Source organism: Stenotrophomonas sp. FR010, assembly GCF_047520755.2.
In the GTDB taxonomy this organism is placed as follows: Bacteria; Pseudomonadota; Gammaproteobacteria; order Xanthomonadales; family Xanthomonadaceae; genus Stenotrophomonas; species Stenotrophomonas sepilia.
Genome location: NZ_JAXBQT020000057.1, coordinates 1 through 1,150 on the forward strand (window position 1 = coordinate 1; position 1,150 = coordinate 1,150).

Here is a 1,150-nt window from a genome sequence, read left to right on the forward strand (position 1 = left end):
TGTAGCAACTGTCTTGTCAGGCGGAGGCCATCTGGGCCTCCGCGTCACGCTTGCGGGCGTTGAGGATCACCAGCATCTTGCGCATCACCGCGACCAGGGCCACCTTGCCCGGTTTGCCTTGGTTGACGAGGGATTCAAAGAATTCCTTGAGCCGGGGCTCATAGCGTTTGGCGGTCAGCGCTGCCATGTAGAGCGCTTCGCGTACAACGGCCCGGCCGCCGGTGATGCTCCGTCGTCCTTTCCAGTTGCCGCTTTCCCGGTTCATGGGGGCAACCCCTACCAAGGCCGCGATGGCTTTCCCACTTAGTCTTCCCAGCTCCGGCAGCTCGCAGGCCAGGGTTGCCATCAGCACCGGGCCAGCGCCTTTGAGCTTGGCAAAGTCACGCCATCCTTCCTGCTCAGCCAAGAGCGCTGCGATGGTGGTATCGAGCTGCTTGATGGTTTTCTGGATCTCACGCAGATGCTGATTCAGCATGGAAATCAGGCTTGGTTCGCTGAACGCACGCATGCGCTGATGCTCGCTCACCCGCATCTGCACCAGATGGCGCCGACGCTGGCAGAGCTCACCCAGACGGCGCTGCCAAGCTGCTGGCGGGCCGTAACGGGTCAGCTTGAGAACGTCGGCCATGTGAGCCAGAACCATGGCATCAATGCGATCGGTCTTGGCCTGCTTCCCGGTGGCTGAGGCGAAACTGCGGCCACGGCCCGGGTTGATCCGCACCATCGGCAAACCAGCTTCGTGCAAGGCGTCCAGCGCCTTCTGTTCATAGCCGCCGCTGGCCTCCAGCACGACCTGCTTGGCTGGCCACCGCTGCAGCCATCTGATCAGACTGGCCCAGCCCCGCTTGTTGTTCTTGAACTGACGGAAGGCCTGTTCATGGACGGCCACATCCAGATTCTCACCGCTGACATCGATCCCGATCCCAAACATGGGGCAACTCCGCTAGGCTGACAGGGTCGAGAGCTCCCCCCGCTTGCCCAGTCTTATCAGTACGAGTGCCAGCTCGATCAACTGTTCGGGCGGATCAGGGAGAAACCGGCGCGGAGATCCTTGCTACAGAGCGATCGAAAAGACCTAGAGCCGAACGGTCGTCCGCGCCGGGCTCTCGGCACCTAAGGTGCCAGAGTCGGAAGAGATAAGAGCCGAGCC

General features: G+C 61.8%; 1 protein-coding gene. It reads right to left on the reverse strand.

Annotated elements, in window-relative coordinates; all coding sequences use genetic code 11:
• Window positions 1-16: 16 nt before the first annotated feature.
• Window positions 17-931 carry an IS110 family transposase gene (locus ACM0PK_RS21620; protein WP_414608121.1) on the reverse strand — a complete coding sequence of 305 codons (915 nt, stop codon included), beginning with the start codon at window positions 929-931 and terminating at the stop codon, window positions 17-19.
• Window positions 932-1,150: the final 219 nt, after the last annotated feature.

Coding starts and splice junctions, on each gene's coding strand:
- ACM0PK_RS21620 (WP_414608121.1), bottom strand. CDS start 931: ATGTTTGGGATCGGGATCGATGTCAGCGGTGAGAATCTGGATGTGGCC.